Origin of the sequence: Mycobacterium sp. E1747 (genome assembly GCF_001667775.1) — a bacterium.
Classification (GTDB): Bacteria; Actinomycetota; Actinomycetes; order Mycobacteriales; family Mycobacteriaceae; genus Mycobacterium.
This window is the reverse complement of record NZ_LZJI01000035.1, coordinates 1-14,861: the sequence shown is the minus strand read 5'-3', so window position 1 is coordinate 14,861 and position 14,861 is coordinate 1. Positions and strand designations below refer to the sequence as shown.

Genomic DNA, 14,861 nt, shown 5'->3' with positions numbered 1-14,861 from the left:
AGCGTCACGGTGCTCGACGTCAACATCGGCAAGCTTCGGCTCCTGGACGCGGAATTCGGTGGACAGGTTCGCACGCGCTACTCGTCGGCCTACGAGCTGGAGGGCACCGTCACGCGCGCGGACCTGTTGATCGGGGCGGTCCTGCTGCCCGGCGGCAAGGCGCCCAAGCTTATCTCGAATTCTCTTGTAGCGCAGATGAAACCGGGTGCGGTGCTGGTCGACATCTCAATCGACCAGGGCGGCTGCTTCGCCGATTCCCGGCCGACCACCCACGATGACCCGACGTTCACCGTGCACGACACCCAGTTCTACTGCGTGGCGAACATGCCCAGCGCGGTGCCCAAGACGTCGACCGTGGCGCTGACCAACGCGACGATGCCCTACGTGCTACAACTCGCCGACCGCGGCTGGCAGGCGGCGTGTCGGTCGGATCACGCTCTGGCCAAAGGCCTTTCGACGCACGACGGAGCGCTGCTGTCCGAACGGGTGGCGACGGACCTGGGCCTGCCGTTCACCGATCCGGCGAGCCTGCTGGCCTAGTCGGCCTCGATGAGGCTGGCGATGATGTCGGCCGCCGGCCCGGGTTGCGCCTCCTTGAACGACGTTCCAGCCCACAGCGGTATGCCGTTCGGGTCCTCCATTGCGGCGGCGGCCTCGCGGATCGGGGAGGTCATCTGGTTGACCTCCGGGTAGCCCAGCGGCGCCACGTTGTCGAGCAGACGGGTGAAGTTGTTCTCCAGGCCGCGCGCGTAGCGGCCCGAGAAGGCGCGAGTGACGACCGTGGTGGCGAAAACCGGGTTCTTCAGGGCGGTGCGGTGCGCCGTGCTGGTGCCCGCCTCGTCGCTGAGCAGCAGCGCGGTGCCGACCTGTACGGCCACCGCGCCGCGGTGCAGCACGGCGGCGACATCACGGGCGTTGCCCAGGCCGCCCGCCGCGATGATCGGGACCTCATGGGCGTGGCGGATGCGGTCGATCAGGTGGTGCAGCGATTCGTTGCCGGGCTCCATGTCCGGCGCGAAGGTGCCCCGGTGCCCGCCCGCGTCCGGACCCTGGACGATGAGACTGTCCGCGCCGGCCGCGACGGCCACGCCCGCCTCGTACGGCGAGGTCACCGTGACCATCACCAGCAGGCCCAAGGCGCCCAGCCGCCGGATGACGTCGGGCGGCGGCACCCCGAAGGTGAACGACACCAGCTCGGGCCGCACGTCGGCCACCACCTCGAGCTTGCGCTCCCAGTCGTCGTCGTCGCCGTGGTGCGGGTGGCCGACCTCGACCTGGTAGTAGTCGGCGATCTCCTCGAGTTCCTCGGCGTAGTAATCCAGCGCCATCCAGTCGGCGACGCTGGGTTGGGGCACGAAGAGGTTGACGCCCAGCGGGCCGGTGGTCGCCGCGCGCGCGGCGGCGATGTCCTCGGCGAACCGGTCCGCGCTGCGGTGGCCGCCGGGGACGAACCCGAGGCCACCCGCGTTGGACACCGCCGCGGCCAGCTCGGGCGTGCCCGGTCCGCCGGCCATCGGCGCGCCCACGATGGGCACCATGATGTCCCAAAAGCCCAGTACCACGGAGCTAACTTACCATCGCCCGAAGTTGTTGGGGCAGTGACCGTTTGGAGGGATACGGGCCCAGGACCCCGGCCCCGTACGGCTGGTTCAGCAGCCGGTGGGCCACCGCGTTGACCTCCTCGACGGTCACTTGGTCGATCTGCCGCAGGGTGTGCTCGATGCTGCGGTGCTCGCCATAGTTCAGTTCGTTGCGGCCCAGTCGGCTCATCCGGGAGCTGGAATCCTCCAGACCGAGGACCAGCCCGCCCCGCAGGGATCCCTTGGCGATGCGGCACTCCGCCTCGGTGATGCCGTCGCGGGCCACCGCCTCGAGGACCACGTTCGTCACCTGCATCACCTCGGCGAACCGCTCGGGCTGGCAGGCGGCATAGACCGAAAGCGCGCCGCTGTCGGCAAAGATGTCCACCGTGGAGTAGACCGAGTAGGCCAACCCGCGCAGCTCCCGAACCTCTTGAAACAGACGGGAACTCAGCCCGCCGCCCAGCGCGCTGTGCAGCACCGACAACGCCCAGCGGTGCCGCCAGCCACGCCCTGGGGTGCGCACGCCCAGCGAGACGTGGGTCTGCTCGGCGTCCCGGTTGCCCAGCATCAGTCCGGGCCGTCCGGTGACCCGCCCGGCGCCCTTGCGCGGGGCGATCGGCCGGCGCCCGCGGACCAGGTGCGGCCCGAAGTGCTCGCGCACCAGCGCGACCACCTCGTCGTGGTCGACGTTGCCGGCCACCGCGACCACCATGCGCTCCGGCGTGTAGCGCCGCACATGGAAGGAATGCAGCTGGGCCCGGGTCATCGACGACACGGACCGTGCCGTGCCGATCACCGGCCGGCCAACCGGGTGGTCACCGAACATCGCGCCCAGGAACATGTCGCCCAGGGCGTCCTCGGGGTCGTCGTCGCGCATCGCGATCTCTTCGAGCACCACGTCGCGTTCCAGTTCGACGTCCTCGGTGGCGCAGCGACCGTTGAGTACCACGTCGGCCACCAGGTCGACCGCCAGCTCCAGATCGCTGTCCAGCACGTGCGCGTAGTAGCAGGTGTGCTCCTTGGCGGTGAAGGCGTTCAGCTCCCCGCCGACGGCGTCCATCGCTTGCGCGATGTCCACGGCGCTGCGCGTGGGCGTCGACTTGAACAGCAGGTGCTCGAGGAAGTGCGCCGCGCCCGCCACGGTGACACCCTCGTCCCGCGAGCCGACGCCGACCCAGACTCCGACGGAGGCCGAACGCACCGCCGGCAGGTACTCGGTGACGACGCGCAGCCCGCCCGGAAGCGTGCTGCGGCGCAGTGCGGTCGAGGTTTCGACTTCCTCAAGGCTGTGCTTGCCGCGGCGGAGCGCCGCGGCGCGCTCAGCTGCTGGCGGTCGCGGCATCGGCAGGTGCGGCCGCCGGGGCATCGGCCGGGGCCGAGCTGTCTTCCTCCACCAGGACCAGAGAGATCTTGCCGCGCTTGTCGATGTCGGCGATCTCGACCCGCAGTTTGTCGCCGACGTTCACGACGTCCTCGACCTTCGCGATGCGCTTGCCCTTGCCGAGCTTGGAGATGTGCACCAGCCCGTCGCGTCCCGGCAGCAGCGACACGAAGGCGCCGAAATCGGTTGTCTTGACGACGGTTCCGAGGAACCGCTCGCCGACGGTCGGCAGCTGCGGGTTGGCGATGGCGTTGATCCGGTCGATGGCGGCCTGCGCCGAGGGCCCGTCGGTGGCGCCGACGAACACGGTGCCGTCGTCCTCGATGGAGATCTGCGCGCCGGTCTCCTCGGTGATGGCGTTGATGACCTTGCCCTTGGGCCCGATCACCTCACCGATCTTGTCCACCGGGACCTTGATGGTGGTGACCCGCGGCGCGTAGGGGCTCATCTCGTCGGGTCCGTCGATGGCCTCGGCCATGACCTCGAGAATCGTCAGGCGCGCGTCCTTGGCCTGCGCGAGGGCGCCCGCCAGGACCTGGGAGGGAATCCCGTCCAGCTTGGTGTCCAGCTGCAGCGCGGTGACGTAGTCCTTGGTGCCGGCGCACTTGAAGTCCATGTCGCCGAACGCGTCCTCGGCGCCGAGGATGTCGGTCAGGGTGACGAAGCGACGCTCGGTCTTACCCTCGACTTCGACGTCGTCGGAGACCAGCCCCATGGCGATGCCGGCGACCGGCGCCTTGAGCGGAACGCCGGCGTTCAGCAGCGCCAGCGTGGAGGCGCACACCGATCCCATCGACGTCGAGCCGTTGGAACCCAGCGCTTCGGACACCTGCCGGATGGCGTACGGGAACTCCTCGACGCTGGGCAGCACCGGGATCAGGGCCCGCTCGGCGAGCGCACCGTGCCCGATCTCACGCCGCTTGGGCGATCCGACCCGGCCGGTCTCGCCGGTGGAGAAGGGCGGGAAGTTGTAGTGGTGCATGTAGCGCTTGGAGGTCTCCGGCCCCAGCGAGTCGATCTGCTGGGCCATCTTGACCATGTCCAGCGTGGTGACGCCCAGGATCTGGGTTTCGCCGCGCTCGAACAGCGCGCTGCCGTGCGCCCGCGGCACCACGGCGACCTCGGCCGACAGCGCGCGGATGTCGGTGATGCCGCGGCCGTCGATGCGGAAGTGGTCGGTCAGGATGCGCTGGCGGACCAGCTTCTTGGTCAGCGAGCGGAACGCGGCGCTGACCTCTTTCTCGCGGCCCTCATAGGTCTCGGCGAGCCGTTGCAACACTTCGGCTTTCAGCTCGTCGGTGCGCGCGTCGCGCTCGGCCTTGCCGCCGATGGTCAGCGCCTTGGCCAGCTCGTCGGTGGCCACCGAGGCCACCGAGTAGTAGACGTCGTCGCCGTAGTCGGGGAACACCGGGTACTCGCCGGTGGGCTTGGCGGCCGCCTGAGCCAGCTCCTCTTGCGCGGTGCACAGCACGGCGATGAACGGCTTGGCCGCCTCGAGGCCTTCGGCCACCACGGTTTCCGTCGGCGCCTGGGCGCCGCCCTCGACGAGCTCGATGACCTTCTCGGTGGCCTCCGCCTCGACCATCATGATCGCGACGTCTTTAGCGTCACCGTCGCCGACGATGCGGCCGGCGACCACCATGTCGAACACGGCCCGCTCGAGCTGCTCGACGGTCGGGAAGGCGACCCAGGTGCCGTCGATCAGCGCGACCCGCACGCCCCCGACGGGACCGGAGAACGGCAGGCCCGAGATCTGGGTGGACGCGGAGGCGGCATTGATCGCCACCACGTCGTACAGGTCGTTGGGGTCCAGGCTCAAGATCGTCACGACGACCTGGATCTCGTTGCGCAGCCCGGAGACGAACGACGGGCGCAGCGGCCGGTCGATGAGGCGGCAGGTCAGGATCGCGTCGGTGGAGGGCCGGCCCTCCCGGCGGAAGAACGAGCCGGGGATCCGCCCGGCCGCATACATCCGCTCCTCGACGTCGATGGTCAACGGGAAGAAGTCGAAGTGCTCCTTCGGGCTCTTGCTGGCGGTGGTCGCCGACAACAGCATGTTCTCGTCGTCGAGGTAGGCGACGACGGCACCGGCGGCCTGCTGGGCCAGCCGGCCGGTCTCGAAACGGATGGTGCGGGTGCCGAAGCTCCCGTTGTCGATAACGGCGGTCGACTCGAACACGCCTTCTTCAATTTCAGCGACAGACATAGGTGTCCGTACGGCCTCTCTGGGTATTCAGCTTTTTCGCGTCGTCACGCTTAAACCCGAGAGCTTCCTACGAGAGGAAAAAGTCTGAATGCGGCTACGGCCATCGATCGAAGCGGCCGAGAGGCCCCAGATCCGGGGAGCCCGGCAGCCACTACCGAAGACCGCCCGATACAGACTGGGCTGCTCCCGTCATGACACGCTGGAACGGCGCACGCGGATCTGCGTGGCCGCACCGTTCGCTCGGGCCGAACCGGCCCAGAACGCTCCCACTCTACACGGGCGGACGTAAGGGTCAGTAGCCCCGGGTCAGCGGCGCAGGCCCAGGCGCTCGACCAGCGAGCGGTACCGCTCGACGTCGATCTGGGCGACGTATTTGAGCAGCCGGCGCCGGCGCCCGACCAGCAGCAGCAGGCCCCGCCGCGAGTGGTGGTCGTGCTTGTGCACCTTGAGGTGCTCGGTGAGGTCGGCGATGCGCTTGGTCAGCAGCGCGACCTGGGCCTCCGGCGAACCGGTGTCGCTGTCGTGCAGGCCGTAGGTGCCCAGGATTTCTTTTTTCTGCTCGGCAGTAAGCGCCACGAAACTATCTCCATCAATCGGTCCGCGAAAATTCTCGTGCGTGGCCGCCGCGGACTGCAGCACACGCCGTATCGGCTGGCGAGTCTATCAGCGGCGGCGACGTCTACCGAAATCGCAGGCCAGCGCCGGGGCTTGACAACATACAACCATTTGGTTGTATGTTGTGTCGGTGACCGTAGACCAGGAAGACCGGGTGGACGCCCTGTTCCACGCGCTCGCCGACCGCACCCGGCGCGACATCATGCGCCGAACACTGGCCGGGGAACACTCGGTTTCCGCGTTGGCACTCAAGTACGACATGAGCTTCGCCGCGGTGCAAAAACACGTCGTCGTGCTGGAGAAGGCCGGCCTGATCACCAAACGGCGAAGCGGCCGCGAGCAGCTGGCCAGCGGTGACGTGGCGGCCGTTCGATCGGTGGGCGCCATGCTCGCCGAGCTGGAACTCGTCTGGCGGGATCGCATCGCCCGCGTCGACGAACTCATCGCATCCGACTCAACCCAGGAGGACTGAACCATGCCCGTGACCGACGTCCAGCACGACCTCGACAACCTGACGCTGACCATCACCGCGGACTTCGCCGCCCCGGTGGCCCGGATCTGGCAGGTGTACGCCGACCCGCGTCAGTTGGAGAAGGTATGGGGGCCGCCGTCCCACCCGGCGACCGTCGTCGACCACAGCCTCACGCCCGGCAGTCGCACGACGTACTTCATGACGGGCCCGGACGGCGAGAAGTACGCCGGCTACTGGGAGATCACGGAGGTGGACGAGCCGACGAGCTTCTCGTTCCTCGACGGCTTTGCCGACCTGGACTTCAACCCGAACCCCGACCTTCCCGTGTCGAGGAATGTGTACACCTTCGCCGAGCACAACGGCGGCACGCGCGCGACCTACGTGAGCACCTACTCCTCCGCCGAGGCGCTTCAGCAGGTGCTGGACATGGGTGTCGTCGAGGGTGCGTCGTCGGCCATCAACCAGATCGACGGCCTGGTCGCATCCTGACGGCTCCCGCGAATCACTCCTGGGCCGAGAGGGTGGTGCGGGCCCGTTCGGTGTCCTTGCCCATCGCGTCGATGAGGTCCTGCACCGAATCGAACTTGCACTGCCCGCGGATGCGCGCGACGAAGTCCAACGCCACGTACTGGCCGTAGAGGTCGGCCGTGGTGTCCAGGACGAAAGCCTCGACGGTGCGGGTGCGCCCAGAGAAGGTCGGGTTGGTGCCGACCGACACCGCCGCCTGGTAGCGCTCGCCCGGTACGACGGTGCCGGTCACCGGGCCGTGCCCGAGCAGGGTGAACCAGGCGGCGTAGACGCCGTCGGCCGGGATCGCCGAATACATGGGCGGCGCCACGTTGGCCGTCGGGAAGCCCAGCTCCGTGCCCCGTCCCTCGCCGCGGACGACGACCCCCTCGACGCGGTGCGGACGGCCCAGCGCCTCCATTGCCGCCACGACGTCACCGGCGTCGACACAGGACCGGATGTAGGTGGACGAGAACGTCACCGTCTCGTTGCTGTGGTGCTCCGACAGCAGCGACATCGCTTCGACGGCGAAGCCGAACCGGTCCCCCGCGCGTCGCAGCGTCTCGACGTTGCCGGCCGCCTTCTTGCCGAAGGTGAAGTTCTCCCCCACCACGACCTCCACCACGTGCAGGTGCTCCACCAGCAGCTCGTGGACGTAGCGCTCCGGCGTCAGCCTCATGAAATCACTGGTGAACGGCATCACCAGAAACACGTCGATGCCCATCTCCTCGACCAGCTCGGCGCGTCGGGTCAGCGTCGTCAGCTGCGCCGGATGGCTGCCCGGGTAGACCACCTCCATCGGGTGCGGATCGAAAGTCATCAGCACGGTCGGCACGTTGCGGGCGCGGGCGGCCTTCACCGCATGCGCGATCAGCTCAGCGTGGCCCCGGTGCACACCATCGAACACACCGATCGTGAGCACGCATCTGCCCCAGTCCGTGGGAATCTCGTCTTGGCCGCGCCAGCGCTGCACGACCGCAAGCCTACGGCTCGCAGCCCTCCGCCGGGAGATCCGCCCGCGCGACTGTGTCGAGGAGCGCACGATCAGGCTTGGGTTGCCTAAACTTTCTCGTTATGAAGGCTGACGAAGAGCGTAGCGCTCTCACCGCGGTCGGCCAGGACTACTTGAAGGCCATCTGGAACGCGCAGGAATGGTCGGTGGAGAAGGTCAGCACCAAGATGTTGGCCGAGAAGATCGGGGTGTCGGCCAGCACGGCTTCGGAGTCGATCCGAAAACTGGCCGAGCAAGGCCTGGTCGACCACGAGAAGTACGGCGCCGTCTCGCTGACCGAGGCGGGCCGGCGGGCGGCGCTGGCCATGGTGCGCCGGCACCGCCTGCTGGAGACCTTCCTGGTCAATGAGCTCGGCTACGGCTGGGACGAGGTGCACGACGAGGCCGAAGTGCTCGAGCACGCGGTGTCGGATCGGCTGGTCGCCCGCATCGACGCCAAGTTGGGATTCCCGCAGCGCGACCCGCACGGGGACCCGATCCCGGCCTCGGACGGGCAGGTGCCCACCCCGCCGGCGCGTCAGCTCTGGGCGTGCGACGACGGCCACACCGGGACCGTCGCCCGCATCTCCGACGCCGACCCGCAGATGCTGCGCTATTTCGCCGACGTCGGCATCAACCTCGACTCCCAGCTGCGGGTCCTGACCCGCCGGGAATTCGCCGGCATGATCTCGGTGGCGATCGACTCGGGCGACGGCGCCGAGACGACCGTCGACTTGGGCAGCCCGGCCGCGCGGGCGATCTGGGTGGTCGGCTGACCCTTAGCGCTCGGCGCGCTGGTAGGCGGTGACGACGGCCGCGCCGCCCAGCCCGATGTTGTGTTGCAGTGCGGCGCGCACGCCCTCGACCTGGCGGTTGTCCGCGGAGCCCCGCACCTGCCAGGTCAGCTCGGCGCACTGCGCCAGCCCGGTCGCGCCCAGCGGATGACCCTTCGAGATCAGGCCGCCCGACGGGTTGACCACCCAGCGCCCGCCGTAGGTGGTGTCGCCGTTGTCGATCAGCTTGGGCGCCTCCCCCGGGCCGCACAATCCCAGCGCCTCGTACAGCAACAGTTCGTTGGCCGAGAAGCAGTCGTGCAGCTCGATCACCTGGAAGTCCTCGGGCCCCAGCCCGGACTGGTCGTAAACCTGTTGCGCCGCTTGGACATTCATGTCGTAGCCGATCAGGTTTCTGGCACTTCCGTCGAAGGTCGACGCGAAGTCGGTCGTCATGGCCTGACCGACGATCTCCACGGCCTGGGCGGCCAGCCCGTGGCTCTCGACGAAGCTCTCCGAGGCCAGGATCGCCGCGCCCGAGCCGTCCGAGGTCGGCGAGCACTGCAGCTTGGTCAGCGGGTCGGAGATCATCCGCGCGGCCAGGATGTCGTCGAGCGTGTAGGACTCCTGGAACTGCGCGAACGGGTTGTTGACCGAGTGCTTGTGATTCTTATAGCCGATCTTGGCGAAATGCTCTGCGGTGGTGCCGTATTGACGCATGTGTTCGCGGCCGGCGGCGCCGAACATCCAGGGCGCGACGGGCATCGCGAACTCGTCGATCTCCGCCATCGCCCTGACGTGCTTGCCCATCGGCGATTCGCGGTCCTGGGCGCCCCCGCTCAGCGACCCGGGTTGCATCTTTTCGAAGCCGAGCGCGATGGCACAGTCGACGATGCCGCCGCGGATCGCCTGCGCCGCCAGGAAAAGCGCGGTGGAGCCGGTCGAGCAGTTGTTGTTGACGTTGACGATCGGAATCCCCGTCATGCCCAACTCGTAGAGGGCACGCTGCCCGGACGTCGAATCGCCGGCGACATAGCCGACGTAGCCCTGCTGCACCTCGCGGTAGTCGAGGCCCGCGTCGGCCAGCGCGTTGGTGCCCGACTCGCGCGCCATGTCGGGGTAGTCCCAGCCCTCGCGGCGGCCCGGCTTCTCGAATTTCGTCATGCCGACGCCGACGACGTACACCTTGTTGGACGTAGCTCGCACCTTCCGAACGGTGGGCATTTTGACACCCGTCTGGTCGGCAGCTTAGCCGTGCGGGTTGGCGGGCCGGAACCCCGCTTGCGACGCCGTCACCCCATCCTCATTGCGACCATTTTGCGTAGGCTCGAACCAGTACCCACGACGAAAGATCAGGACCATGAAGGCGACGGTTACTCCCGAGGCCGCCAGCGCGATCGCCGAGATCGCCCAGCGCCATGGGCTCTCCCAAGAAGCGGTGCTTTCGATGCTTGTCGCACTGCGCGTCGGGGGCGGCACCATGGCCCAGTTCTCCATCCCCGAACTCGGCGGCAACGGGCAATGGATGCGCGGCGGCATGACAATGGTCGGCAACATGTTCGACAACGCGCTCAAAGCCCGCGTCGACGCGCTGTGCAACGAGTTGGCCCACCTGCTCGCCACCACCGCGGTGTTTCCCGCCCCGCCCCCGCACTCCCCGGCCGCGTTCGCCTCGAACAACTGGTGGCCGGCCGACCTGGGGGTACCGAGCTCGGTCGGCGGCCAGAACGACGTGCGCTACGCGTTCTTCCCGAGCACGCGGCGGCTGGCGATCCACATCAACGGCGTCACAAGGATTTTCGATACCGGCGAGCACCAAATAAGCGGTGTGCAACAGCAGCAGGGCGCCGGCTACAGCTCGGTGAGCTTCACCAGCCAGTTCGGCACCTTCGGCGTGTCGAGTCTGCATGAGGTCGGTAGCCACCAGGCGGCGCAGTCCCAAGCCGCGCCACCCGCCCCCGGCTACCAAGCGCAATACCAGTCCGGCCCGCCGCCGCAACTCACGCCCGAGGTGCAATTTCCACCCGAGGTACCGGCGGCCAATCCCGCGTCCGGTCCGCCGGAGGATTCCGGAAATTCCCAGGCCATCGTCGCGGCCATCGAATCGCTGGCCGGTTTGCACGAGCGCGGCATCCTGTCCGACGAGGAGTTCGCCGCGAAGAAGGCCGAACTGCTCAGCCGACTGTGACGCGTCAGAGCGTCGCCGGGCGGAGGTCGGATTGCCCGACTTCTCCTCAGTCCGTCCCGGACTGCATCGTCGCCGGGCGGACCACCACCACCGACTTGGTCCGCGAGCCCTCGTCGCGCAGCAGCGCGATCACCCGGCCATCGGCATCGCAGGCGGCGTAGACGCCGTCGATGCCGGCCGGCGAGAGCGCCCGCCCGTTGGCCGCGGCCTCGGCCTGCTCGGCGGTCAGCTCGCGGCGCGGAAAGACCGACAGGCACGCCTCGTCCAGGGTCAGCGACAGGGCGGGCCGCTCGGCCAGGTCATCGAGCGAACGGGCCCACTCCAGCGTGAAGCGGCCGACCCGCGTGCGCCGCAGGGCCGTCAGGTGCCCGCCCACGCCGAGCGCCGCGCCCACGTCGCGGGCCAGCGCGCGAACGTAGGTTCCCGACGAGCAGTCGACCTCCACGTCGACGTCGACGAACGGGCCCTCGGAGCGAACGTCGCACACCTCGAATCGGTCGACACGGACCGGCCGGGCCGCGAGTTCGACGGTCTGGCCCTCGCGAACCAGCCGGTAGGCGCGGCGGCCGTCCACCTTGATGGCGCTCACCGCCGACGGCACCTGGTCGATCGCACCGCGCAAGGTCGCGACCGCGGCGTCGATTTCCTCGCGCGTCAGGTGCGCGGCCGAAACGCTGTGCAGCACTTCCCCTTCGGCGTCCTCGGTGGCCGTGGTCTGTCCGAGCCGGATGGTGGCGGCGTACGACTTCGACGCCGCCGTCAGCAGGCCGAGGATCTTGGTGGCACGCTCCACACCGATCACCAGCACGCCGGTGGCCATCGGGTCCAGCGTCCCGGCATGCCCTACCCTGCGGGTGGCGAAGATGCGGCGACAGCGCCCCACCACGTCGTGACTGGTCATTCCGGCCGGCTTGTCGACGATGACCAGTCCAGGACCGACGGGGCTGGACGTCATAGCACGATCGCGGTCAGCACCAGTCCCCGCTCCACCGACCACCGGCCCCTCAGCGCGGTCAGCGGTGGGCCGTCGAGGGCCTGCCCGTCGATGAGGATTTTGGACACGAACACCCCGGCGGTCCCCCCGTCGGCGGGATCGAGGTCGAACACGATGTGGGCGTCCTCGAAACCCAGCCAGCGCTTGGTCAACGGGAACCAGGCCTTGTACGTTGCCTCTTTGGCGCAGAACAGGATTCGATCCCAGTGCAGGCCCGCGGGCAACGCCGCCATCTCGTGGCGCTCCTCGGGCAGGCTGATCGCGTTCAGCACCCCGCCGGGCAACACGTCGTGCGGCTCGGCGTCGATGCCCACCGAGCGCACCGCCTCGGTGCGGCCCACGACCGCGCCGCGGTAGCCCGTGCAGTGGGTGAGGCTGCCGACCACCCCGTCGGGCCAGCACGGTTCGCCCTTCTCGCCCTTGAGGATCGGCACCGGCGGCAGGCCGAGCTCGCCCATCGCGACGCGCGCGCAATGCCTGACGGTGATGAACTCGTTGCGCCGCTTGGCGACCGACTTGGCGATCAGCGGCTCCTCCTCCGGCAGGGGGGCCAGGTCCGGCGGGTCGGAATACACCTCGGCGGAGGCCAGCTCGCCCACATCGGGCAGTACCGCGGAGACCAGCAACTGCTCGGTCATCGAGACTGCCGCTGCCGCAACCGTTCCCGGAACTGCGCGGCGTGCTGCCGCATCTCGGGAGTGATCTCGAAGTGGCCGCCGAAGTCGTTGAGGTCGCCAGGCGTGTACTGCGGGTCGGGCAGCACCTGGCGCAACCAGCTGTGCGGCTTGCGGCGCCGCCACTCGCGCGGGTAGCCCACCGACACCTCCTCGAAGCGCACGTCGTCGTACCAGGTGGTGCGGGGGATGTGTAGGTGACCGTAGACCGAACAGACGGCGTTGTACCGGGTGTGCCAGTCGGCGGTTTTGGTGGTTCCGCACCACAGCGAGAACTCGGGGTAGAACAACGCGTCGCAGGGCTCACGCACCAGCGGGAAATGGTTCACCAGAACCGTCGGCGTCATCCAGTCGAGTTGCTCGAGGCGCGCCCGCGTGGCGGAGAGCCGTTCGCGACACCAGGCCTCCCGGGTGGGATACGGCTCCGGCGAGAGCAAGAACTCGTCGGTGGCGACCACATTGCGCTCCCGCGCGATGGTCAGGCCCTCGGCTTTGCTGGTCGCCCCCTCGGGCAAGAAGCTGTAGTCGTAGAGCAAGAACATCGGCACGATCGTCGCGGGGCCACCGCGCTCGGTCCACACCGGGAAGGGATGCTCGGGGGTGACGACGCCCATCTCGTCGCACATGTTGACCAGGTAGTCGTAGCGGGACTTGCCGAAGATCTGCACCGGGTCGCGGGTGGTGGTCCACAACTCGTGATTGCCGGGGACCCAGATCACCTTCGCGAATCGCCGGCGCAGCAGGTCAAGCGCCCAGCGGATCTCGTCGGTGCGTTCGGCGACGTCGCCGGCGACGATCAGCCAATCGTCCGGGGAGGACGGGTGCAGGGATTCGGTGACCGGCTTGTTGCCGAGGTGACCGGTGTGCAGGTCGGAGACGGCCCACAGCGTCGGTTGTCCCCCACTGGGCGATTCGTGCCCCGCATTTTGACCAGCCACGATTAACCAGCCTAATGACCCGCGCTCTCGCGCCGGTCGGCACCGGCCCTTGCCCGCGGCATTGGAACGTGTTCTTGTTTCCCTGTGGCCTTACCGACGCGACTTGTACACTCCGGGCAGGAAGCGCCGAGCCGTCAGGGGAGGGTCGTGTTCGCCAAGGTGCGTCTGATCGGGGCCGTGGGCGCCCTGGCCACAGCGGCCGTAGCGGGCACGGCGGGATGGCTGGGGGCCGCGCCCGCGTCGGACGGCGGCGGACGCGTCGAGTTGCGCTCGACCGCGGCGCCGATGGAGACCACGATGAAGAGCCCGATCGTGGCGACCACCGACCCGCGCCCCTTCGACGCGTGCGAGGACATCCCGTTCGACGTGATCCAGCGACTCGGGCTGGGATTCACACCGCCCGAGCACGAGGACGGCCTGCGCTGTCACTTCGACGCGGGCAACTATCAGGTGGCCGTCGAGCCGATCATCTGGCGCACCTACGAAGAGACGTTGCCGCCCGACGCCGTCGAGACCACCATCGCGGGCCACCGCGCCGCGCAGTACTGGGTGCTCAAGCCGACGTATCACAACAGCTACTGGTATTACTCCTGCATGACCGTGTTCAAGACCAGCTACGGCGTGCTGCAACAGGCGCTGTACTACTCGACGGTCTACTCCAATCCCGAGGTGGACTGCATGTCCACCAATCTGCAGCGCGCCAACGACCTAGCGCCTTACTACAAGTTCTGACGGACGCCGGGACCTTAACCTGGGCACCGTGAGTATCACCTCCACGCGATCCGCCCAGCCCGCCCTGCACACCCTGCGGCACGTCGGCGCCAAGGCCGTCGGCCGGCTGCTGGGGCTGCGGCCGGCGACCACTGCCTACACCGTCGAACGCGTGCGGGCGCCCATGCGCGACGGGGTCGACCTGGTGGCCGATCATTACGCGCCGGCCACCGAGTCGGCCGCCGGCACCGTGCTGGCCCGGGGCCCCTACGGGCGTGCCCTGCCGTTCTCGCTGCTGTTCGGGGCGCTGTACGCGAGCCGCGGCTACCACGTCGTACTGCAGAGCGTCCGCGGCACGTTCGGGTCAGGCGGGGATTTCGAGCCGATGGTCAACGAGGCCGCCGACGGGGCCGACACCGTGGCCTGGCTGCGCGAGCAACCGTGGTTCACCGGCAGCTTCGCCACCGTCGGCGTGTCCTACCTCGGTTTCACCCAGTGGGCGCTGCTGACCGATCCCCCGCCGGAGCTGGCCGCGGCCGTCATCACGGTGGGACCGCACGATTTCAACGAATCCGTCTGGGGCACAGGATCATTCGCCATCAACGACTTCCTCGGCTGGAGCGACATGGTGGCCCACCAGGAGGATCCGGTAAGGGTACGGTCCGCGTTGCGCCAGCTGCAGAACCGCAGCAGGGTGGCGCGGGCGGCCCTCGGGCTCCCGATCGGGGACACGGCCCGCGCGCTGCTCGGTGCGGGCGCGCCGCCCAGGTGGGTGTCCAGCCAGTCCAGGGAATCCCGCGTGCAGGTGCTCAGCCCGGTGGTGAGCAC

Annotated in this window: 16 protein-coding genes; 7 read left to right on the top strand and 9 right to left on the bottom strand. The window is 68.7% G+C overall.

The genetic code is table 11. The features are described 5' to 3' along the window. Positions 1 to 540, top strand: a 540-nt coding sequence (locus tag A5695_RS02675) for an alanine dehydrogenase (RefSeq protein WP_369830149.1), incomplete at its 5' end; no start/stop codon positions are given. Here A5695_RS02675 and A5695_RS02670 read toward each other — a convergent pair. The 4 genes from A5695_RS02670 to rpsO form a co-directional block, all read right to left on the bottom strand. After that, on the bottom strand, positions 537 to 1,562 hold the full coding sequence (locus A5695_RS02670; RefSeq protein ID WP_068077765.1) for a nitronate monooxygenase: 1,026 nt from the start codon (positions 1,560 to 1,562) through the stop codon (positions 537 to 539). The two genes, A5695_RS02675 and A5695_RS02670, sit on opposite strands and share 4 nt — an antisense overlap. A 4-nt stretch (positions 1,563 to 1,566) precedes the next feature. Beyond that, positions 1,567 to 2,925, bottom strand: coding sequence for a pitrilysin family protein (locus A5695_RS02665; RefSeq protein ID WP_068077769.1), 1,359 nt, complete (start codon positions 2,923 to 2,925; stop codon positions 1,567 to 1,569). Beyond that, a complete protein-coding gene (locus A5695_RS02660; protein ID WP_197515337.1) occupies positions 2,903 to 5,170 on the bottom strand; it encodes a polyribonucleotide nucleotidyltransferase in 2,268 nt (755 codons plus the stop codon). The genes A5695_RS02665 and A5695_RS02660 overlap by 23 nt, the downstream gene beginning before the upstream one ends. Before the next feature lie 306 nt (positions 5,171 to 5,476). Next, positions 5,477 to 5,746 (bottom strand): 30S ribosomal protein S15, encoded by a 270-nt coding sequence (gene rpsO, locus A5695_RS02655; RefSeq protein WP_067199669.1) that lies wholly within the window; start codon positions 5,744 to 5,746, stop codon positions 5,477 to 5,479. Between the two features lie 169 nt (positions 5,747 to 5,915). On the opposite strand from rpsO, the gene A5695_RS02650 reads away from it, so the two are divergent. After that, a complete protein-coding gene (locus tag A5695_RS02650; RefSeq protein ID WP_068077767.1) occupies positions 5,916 to 6,257 on the top strand; it encodes a helix-turn-helix transcriptional regulator in 342 nt (113 codons plus the stop codon). A 3-nt stretch (positions 6,258 to 6,260) separates the two neighbouring features. Further along, on the top strand, positions 6,261 to 6,746 hold the full coding sequence (locus A5695_RS02645) for an SRPBCC domain-containing protein (RefSeq protein ID WP_068077761.1): 486 nt from the start codon (positions 6,261 to 6,263) through the stop codon (positions 6,744 to 6,746). A 13-nt stretch (positions 6,747 to 6,759) separates the two neighbouring features. On the opposite strand, the gene A5695_RS02640 is transcribed toward A5695_RS02645, so the two are convergent. Beyond that, positions 6,760 to 7,737, bottom strand: coding sequence for a bifunctional riboflavin kinase/FAD synthetase (locus A5695_RS02640; RefSeq protein ID WP_068077759.1), 978 nt, complete (start codon positions 7,735 to 7,737; stop codon positions 6,760 to 6,762). A gap of 101 nt (positions 7,738 to 7,838) precedes the next feature. Here A5695_RS02640 and mntR point away from each other — a divergent pair, with 101 nt between their 5' ends. Further along, positions 7,839 to 8,531: a manganese-binding transcriptional regulator MntR gene (gene mntR, locus A5695_RS02635; protein WP_068077758.1), complete on the top strand. Its 693-nt coding sequence runs from the start codon at positions 7,839 to 7,841 to the stop codon at positions 8,529 to 8,531. 3 nt (positions 8,532 to 8,534) lie between these two features. Here the strand turns inward: mntR and A5695_RS02630 are convergent, their stop codons facing one another. Beyond that, positions 8,535 to 9,752: a lipid-transfer protein gene (locus A5695_RS02630; RefSeq protein WP_068077757.1), complete on the bottom strand. Its 1,218-nt coding sequence runs from the start codon at positions 9,750 to 9,752 to the stop codon at positions 8,535 to 8,537. A gap of 136 nt (positions 9,753 to 9,888) precedes the next feature. Here A5695_RS02630 and A5695_RS02625 point away from each other — a divergent pair, with 136 nt between their 5' ends. After that, the gene (locus A5695_RS02625; protein ID WP_068077755.1) at positions 9,889 to 10,716 is read left to right on the top strand and encodes an SHOCT domain-containing protein; all 828 of its coding nucleotides are present in this window, start codon (positions 9,889 to 9,891) and stop codon (positions 10,714 to 10,716) included. Between the two features lie 46 nt (positions 10,717 to 10,762). Here A5695_RS02625 and truB read toward each other — a convergent pair whose 3' ends face one another. From truB to A5695_RS02610, 3 genes are read right to left on the bottom strand one after another with little or no spacing between them, the layout of a single operon-like run. Then, on the bottom strand, positions 10,763 to 11,671 hold the full coding sequence (gene truB / locus A5695_RS02620; RefSeq protein ID WP_068077753.1) for a tRNA pseudouridine(55) synthase TruB: 909 nt from the start codon (positions 11,669 to 11,671) through the stop codon (positions 10,763 to 10,765). Next, on the bottom strand, positions 11,668 to 12,348 hold the full coding sequence (locus tag A5695_RS02615; RefSeq protein ID WP_068077749.1) for a 4'-phosphopantetheinyl transferase: 681 nt from the start codon (positions 12,346 to 12,348) through the stop codon (positions 11,668 to 11,670). The genes truB and A5695_RS02615 overlap by 4 nt, the downstream gene beginning before the upstream one ends. Then, positions 12,345 to 13,322: a metallophosphoesterase gene (locus tag A5695_RS02610; RefSeq protein ID WP_068077747.1), complete on the bottom strand. Its 978-nt coding sequence runs from the start codon at positions 13,320 to 13,322 to the stop codon at positions 12,345 to 12,347. The genes A5695_RS02615 and A5695_RS02610 overlap by 4 nt, the downstream gene beginning before the upstream one ends. 147 nt (positions 13,323 to 13,469) lie before the next feature. Here A5695_RS02610 and A5695_RS02605 point away from each other — a divergent pair, with 147 nt between their 5' ends. Together A5695_RS02605 and A5695_RS02600 are read left to right on the top strand one after the other, a co-directional pair. Next, a complete protein-coding gene (locus A5695_RS02605) occupies positions 13,470 to 14,054 on the top strand; it encodes a DUF3558 domain-containing protein (protein ID WP_068077745.1) in 585 nt (194 codons plus the stop codon). A gap of 28 nt (positions 14,055 to 14,082) precedes the next feature. After that, positions 14,083 to 14,861: CocE/NonD family hydrolase (locus tag A5695_RS02600; protein ID WP_156749428.1), on the top strand; the 779-nt coding region annotated here is incomplete at its 3' end.

Coding starts and splice junctions, on each gene's coding strand:
- A5695_RS02665 (WP_068077769.1), bottom strand. CDS start 2,925: ATGCCGCGACCGCCAGCAGCTGAGCGCGCCGCGGCGCTCCGCCGCGGC.
- A5695_RS02660 (WP_197515337.1), bottom strand. CDS start 5,170: ATGTCTGTCGCTGAAATTGAAGAAGGCGTGTTCGAGTCGACCGCCGTT.
- A5695_RS02645 (WP_068077761.1), top strand. CDS start 6,261: ATGCCCGTGACCGACGTCCAGCACGACCTCGACAACCTGACGCTGACC.
- mntR (WP_068077758.1), top strand. CDS start 7,839: ATGAAGGCTGACGAAGAGCGTAGCGCTCTCACCGCGGTCGGCCAGGAC.
- A5695_RS02630 (WP_068077757.1), bottom strand. CDS start 9,752: ATGCCCACCGTTCGGAAGGTGCGAGCTACGTCCAACAAGGTGTACGTC.
- A5695_RS02625 (WP_068077755.1), top strand. CDS start 9,889: ATGAAGGCGACGGTTACTCCCGAGGCCGCCAGCGCGATCGCCGAGATC.
- truB (WP_068077753.1), bottom strand. CDS start 11,671: ATGACGTCCAGCCCCGTCGGTCCTGGACTGGTCATCGTCGACAAGCCG.
- A5695_RS02615 (WP_068077749.1), bottom strand. CDS start 12,348: ATGACCGAGCAGTTGCTGGTCTCCGCGGTACTGCCCGATGTGGGCGAG.